At 46.1% G+C, this 5244-nt stretch carries 4 protein-coding genes; 2 read left to right on the forward strand and 2 right to left on the reverse strand.

Annotated features, from left to right (window positions below):
* Nucleotides 1-155 precede the first annotated feature (155 nt).
* Nucleotides 156-1667 (reverse strand): glycoside hydrolase family 10-like protein, encoded by a 1512-nt coding sequence (locus HMPREF0650_RS03135; protein ID WP_004348312.1) that lies wholly within the window; start codon nucleotides 1665-1667, stop codon nucleotides 156-158.
* A 276-nt stretch (nucleotides 1668-1943) separates the two neighbouring features.
* Between HMPREF0650_RS03135 and yihA the strand changes: the two genes are divergently transcribed.
* Nucleotides 1944-2543, forward strand: coding sequence for a ribosome biogenesis GTP-binding protein YihA/YsxC (gene yihA / locus HMPREF0650_RS03140; RefSeq protein ID WP_004348314.1), 600 nt, complete (start codon nucleotides 1944-1946; stop codon nucleotides 2541-2543).
* Between the two features lie 2 nt (nucleotides 2544-2545).
* On the forward strand, nucleotides 2546-4321 hold the full coding sequence (abc-f, locus tag HMPREF0650_RS03145; RefSeq protein ID WP_004348315.1) for a ribosomal protection-like ABC-F family protein: 1776 nt from the start codon (nucleotides 2546-2548) through the stop codon (nucleotides 4319-4321).
* Nucleotides 4322-4753: 432 nt separating this feature from the next.
* On the opposite strand, the gene HMPREF0650_RS03150 is transcribed toward abc-f, so the two are convergent.
* Nucleotides 4754-5244: BspA family leucine-rich repeat surface protein (locus HMPREF0650_RS03150; RefSeq protein WP_040562296.1), on the reverse strand; the 491-nt coding region annotated here is incomplete at its 5' end.

Below are 5244 nucleotides of genomic sequence, written 5' to 3' on the forward strand. Positions count from 1 at the left end.
ATCCTTTGATGAATGCCGTTCGGCGGGAGCGTGATGAGTCACGTCCCTACATGGTGGGGGGCAATGATTTCAAATGAGGCGGGGGCGTGATGAATCACGCCCCTACCATTTTCATTTCACCATTCTTTTTTAGAAGCTCTAATGCGGAAAGTGTATTACAGCTTGATGCTCTTTTTCTTAGCTTTGCTCTCGTTACTCATTCTGTCAAGCGCAGTAACCACGTATCGATATTTGGTTTTGCCATCGACATAAGGTAGTTTATACATCGTTTCCGTAGTGATGGCGACAATCTTGGAGGGATTGTCCAAATTGACACGCTCTCCCTTGTTGAAACGGTAAACCACATACTTTGTTGCTACGTCATCCCAATCTTTACCACGAGGTTCTGTCCAAAACAGGATATAGCCGTCGCTTGTCCATACGGGTTTTAGCTTTCGAGGTTTCTTTGGGCGCTTGCTATCAATAAACGGCATCTCGGGTTGCAAGGCCGGGTACTTCCAATAATAGTTGCGAAGAGCCGTTCCGTAGTTGCCTACATTATCCACCACAGCCTTGGCATACCACAAAACAGTTCCCTTCACATTCGACATCTGCTCATGCAAACGGAATTTTGCTGGTAGTTGATTGCTGTTAGGATTCTGTAGATCGGCATACTTTGCTGTACGATCCACACTCTCGCCAATATATAAAGGTCGGTTACCGGCATAACGGTTCCACCACCTGATGAGCGTGTCATAATCGGCCGTTGGGTGACCGATTTGCCAATATAACTGCGGAACGCAATAATCTACCCAACCCTTGTTCACCCACAACAAGACATCGGCATAAAGATCATCATAATTTTGCAATCCCCGAGTGTTACTGCCAAGTGTTGGATCATTCTTCTTGTTGCGGTAAATACCAAAGGGCGAAACGCCAAATTTCACCCAAGGCTTACGCTGGTGTATCTTTTCTCCCAACTCTTTGATGAACAAGTTGACGTTATAGCGACGCCAGTCATTGACGTTCTTCAATCCATTATTATAGAGTTGGAATTCGCGACCGTCGGGAATGACTTCACCAGGAGCTGGATAAGGATAGAAATAATCGTCGATGTGCAAACCATCCACATCATAGCGACGCACAATGTCGTCAACCACCTTATAAATATATTCCCTGTTGGCGGGGTCGCCCGGGTTGAGAATAAACTGTCCGGCATACGAAAATACCTTGCCAGGTTGCTTGATGGCAATATGATTGCCGGCCAGAGCGGAAGTACTCTTGGTTTTGGCACGATAAGGATTAATCCATGCGTGCAGTTCCATCCCTCGCTGATGACACTGCTCTATCATCCATTGAAGTGGGTCCCAAAAAGGATAGGGCGCTTGTCCTTGCACGCCTGTCAAGAAACGACTCCATGGCTCATAACTACTTTGATAGAGCGCATCGCACTCGGCCCTGACTTGGAAGATGATGGCATTGACACCATTCTTCTGCAATTCATCTAATTGATAACTCAACGTGCGCTGCATGTTGGCCGTTCCCATTCCTTCGAACTGGCCATTTACACACTGTATCCAAGCCCCTCGAAACTCACGTTTTTTCAGATTATCGGCCTTACTTGCCAACAAGTTACTACATACCACGAATAAGAGCAACAGCCTTATCTTGGTTAAAAATTTATTCATATCTACTTTCTTTTTGTGCAAAGATAGTGCAAGCCGAACACAAAGAAAGCTTGTTTGCTTTGTTGAGGCGAAGCCTATCTTATGAAAAGATAGTGCAAGCCGAACACAAAGAAAGCTTGTTTACTTTGTTGAGGCGAAGCCTATCTTCTGCAAAGATAGCGGTTGTTGGCTAAACTGCCAAATATATTTGACAGAACGAGCCTCCCCGAAGAATTATCTGATGGCCGCCGCATATTTGCCTAATAATGATTATCTTTGCAGAAAGAACGTAAGAATATGGAAATTAAGAAGGCCGAATTCCTCATATCATCGCCAACCATTGACAAGTGTCCCAAAGACAATCGGATAGAATATGCATTCATCGGACGCTCGAATGTAGGGAAATCCAGTCTTATCAACATGCTCTGCAACCACAAGGGACTGTCCAAAACATCGTCCACACCCGGCAAGACCCTTCTCATCAATCACTTCTTGATTAACGACGAGTGGTACTTGGTAGACCTGCCGGGCTACGGATTTGCCAAGAGATCCAAGAAAGTGCAGGCGGATATTGAGAAAATGATTAACACCTACATTCTGCAACGAGAGCAGTTGGTCAACTTGTTCGTGTTGATTGACGTGCGTCACGAGCAACAAAAGATAGACCGTGCTTTCATCGATTGGTTAGGAGAAAACGAGATACCCTTCACCATTGTGTTCACCAAAGCCGACAAACTGGGCACGGTGAAGGCGAAAGCCAATGCAGCCCAGTGGATGGAACAATTAAGAGATGCCTGGGAAGAACTGCCACCTTACTTTATTACGAGTTCGGAAAAACGAACGGGCCGCGAAGAGTTGTTGGCTTATATTGATGAAATAAACCAATCACTGTTGTAAACATGGCTGGACCAATACCTTATTTAGACGTTCAGAATCTAACGAAATCTTTCGGCGATCTTGTTTTGTTCAACAACATCTCCTTCTCCGTTGCCGAAGGTCAGCGCATCGGTCTCATCGCCCAGAATGGCACTGGCAAGTCTACCTTGCTGTCGGTTCTTACCGGTAAGGAAGGCAAAGACGGTGGCGAGATTATCATGAAGAAAGATCTCAAGATTGGTTATCTTGAACAGAAGACCCTGTTTGATGAAAACGAATCGGTGTTAGACGCTTGCTTTAATCATCAAGGCGATCCACAGAAAGTATTAAAGGCCAAGCAAATACTAACGATGTTGCACATTGATGATCTTGACCAACCCATGGGACAACTGAGTGGCGGACAGCAAAAACGGGTGGCCTTGGCGAACGTTCTGATTACAGAACCCGAACTGTTCATCCTCGATGAGCCGACCAACCATTTGGATTTGGAAATGGTAGAGTGGCTCGAAAGCTATCTGTCACGGGGCAACAAAACGCTGCTGATGGTGACGCACGACCGCTTTTTCTTGGATCGCGTGTGCAATTCGATTCTTGAATTAGACGACCGAAGCATCTACGCATACCGCGGTAATTACAGTTATTATCTGGAGAAACGCCAAGAACGCATCGAAAACAAGCGGGCAGAGGTGGCGCGGGCCAACAACTTGTATCGTACCGAACTGGAATGGATGCGGCGCATGCCACAGGCTCGCGGACACAAGGCGCGCTATCGTGAAGAGGCCTTCTACGAACTGCAACAGGTAGCCAAACAAAAGGTTGAGGAAAGACAAATCAGACTGAAATCGAGCAACGTGTATATCGGTTCCAAGATATTTGAGTGTCAATATGTATCGAAGGCTTGGGGCGACAAAGTGATACTGAAAGACTTTTATTACAACTTTGCCAGATTTGAGAAATTAGGAATCATCGGCAACAACGGAACGGGGAAATCAACGTTCATCAAGTTGTTAATGGGACTCGTTGAACCCGACAGCGGGAAGTTCGACATCGGTGAAACCGTTCGCTTTGGCTACTTCTCGCAAGAAGGATTACAGTTTGACGACCAGCAAAAAGTGATTGACGTGGTCAGTGACGTTGCCGAGAACATCAATCTGGGTGGCGGCAAAAGCATGACGGCCTCGCAGCTGCTGCAACACTTCTTGTTCACGCCCGAGCAGCAACATAACTTTGTTTACAAACTCAGTGGCGGCGAATTGCGCAAGTTATACCTTTGCACGGTGTTGATGAAAAACCCCAATTTCCTGGTGCTTGATGAGCCTACGAACGATTTGGACATTCAAACACTGCAGGTACTGGAAGACTATTTGCAAGACTTTCCCGGGTGCGTAATCGTCATCAGTCACGACAGGTATTTCATGGAAAAGGTAGTTGACCACATCTTAGTGTTCAAGGGTGAGGGCGAAATCCAAGACTTCCCCGGCAATTACACGCAATTCAGAGAGTGGAACAGTCTGAAACCCATCGAGCAGAAGCCAGAAGAAAAGAAGGAGAAGTCCGCTGCCAAAGACTACAGAAGCAACGAAAAGAAAAAGCTCTCTTATAAAGAAAAACGAGAGTTTGAAGCTTTGGATGAGGACATTACAAAACTGGAGCAACAGATTAAGGATTTGGAAGAAGAGATATGCAGCGGAAAGTTGACAGTTGAAGACCTCACAACCAAGAGCATGCTGCTGCCCACCTTAAAAGAAGAGCTGGATGAAAAAAGCATGAGATGGCTCGAATTATCCGAACTATCCTAAGTGTATGGCTCGACACTTCTGCCCCACTCTACTTACTTTTGTCACTTTTTCACGAAAAGGATGTAGAACATCTTGCCAAGTTTGCTGCATGTAGTTTGAGTAAACCATCCAACAGGTGCGCAAGACTATCTACCATGGGCGCCAATGTCCATGACATTGGGTACCAAAGTCATGGACTTTGGTGCCCAATTCACATGACTTCGGCATTCAAAGTCCATGCAATTGAAAACACACAAGACATACCGCTTTTTCAAAGGGCTTTGAGGAGGATACAGACCCTCTGACTGCGTATGCTTGGCTTCGGATCATAATCCGTTAACGCACAGGCCGATTGTTAACTGTCAAATATACATTACGCATGAACCATTATACAGGATCAATCATACAGGGTCCAATGTACATGATCCATTGCACATGATTGACCATCAATGGTTAGCATTGCAATATCTTGCGACCGTTCGTGACCACAACACCCTTGTAGTTCTTGCTCACCTGCCGGTCACTGAGGTCGTATATTTTGCCATCACCCACCTTGCTGGCAGCCGTCACATGGTCAATGCCGGTGTTCGTCTTGGTTGTGAAGTAACCCGTGGTGGGATTCGCCATCTCAATATCGGTTTTGCTGGAATCGTACGCCGCTCCCTCTCCTTTCAGGTTGGGGCAGTTGATAAACATGTGGTCGTGGTATTTTACCTTGCCGCCCACGCTCCAATCATCGTTGCAGTAGATGGTGGTCAGGGAGCTGCAGTTATTGAACATGCCATACATGTCGGTAACCTTTTTTGTATTGAAGTTAGTCAAGTTGAGCGATGTCAGGGACCTGCAGCCAAAGAACATGCTGCGCATATCGGTAACGTTTGCAGTATTGAAGTTAGTCAAGTTGAGCGATTTTAAGGAACTGCAGTTACGGAACATGCTGCGCA

The sequence above is a fragment of the Hoylesella buccalis ATCC 35310 genome, from assembly GCF_000177075.1.
GTDB lineage: Bacteria > Bacteroidota > Bacteroidia > Bacteroidales > Bacteroidaceae > Prevotella > Prevotella buccalis.

Bases quoted from the DNA above. Each gene is read 5' to 3' on its own strand.
- HMPREF0650_RS03135 (WP_004348312.1), bottom strand. From the start codon at position 1,667: ATGAATAAATTTTTAACCAAGATAAGGCTGTTGCTCTTATTCGTGGTA.
- yihA (WP_004348314.1), top strand. From the start codon at position 1,944: ATGGAAATTAAGAAGGCCGAATTCCTCATATCATCGCCAACCATTGAC.
- abc-f (WP_004348315.1), top strand. From the start codon at position 2,546: ATGGCTGGACCAATACCTTATTTAGACGTTCAGAATCTAACGAAATCT.